1 protein-coding gene is annotated in these 369 nt (G+C 58.3%); it reads left to right on the top strand.

What is annotated here, in order from left to right:
* Positions 1-116 precede the first annotated feature (116 nt).
* Positions 117-369, top strand: a 253-nt coding sequence (locus tag J0A65_RS26415; RefSeq protein ID WP_206597149.1) for an MCP four helix bundle domain-containing protein, incomplete at its 3' end; no start/stop codon positions are given.

Raw genomic sequence — 369 nt, forward strand, 5'->3', positions numbered from 1 at the left:
GGGCTTAACGAAGTGTTAAGCCTTCGTGCCTAGGCTCACGGCCAGGAAGGCTGACGAATCAATTTTGCCAGCCTCGACTATGCTTGCTCTTACCTGATTGATACTGGAGTGCAATCATGCTGCGTGCCTTCACTGACCTTGGTTTTCGCTGGAAAATTGCCCTGCCCATTCTCCTTCTGGCGGCCCTGTTGGTGGCCATGGGCGTGCTCGGCATGCGTGGCATCACGCAGGTGGCCGATTCCTCGACGACCCTGACCAACCGTTTCCTGCCAGGCATCAGCCTGTTGCTCAATGCCGACCGGGATCTCTACCAGGCGTTCATCGCCGAGCGCAGCATGCTCGACGAGGATTCGGGGAGCCATCTCGAGG

The organism is Bowmanella yangjiangensis, from assembly GCF_017255015.1.
Classification (GTDB): Bacteria; Pseudomonadota; Gammaproteobacteria; order Enterobacterales; family Alteromonadaceae; genus Bowmanella; species Bowmanella yangjiangensis.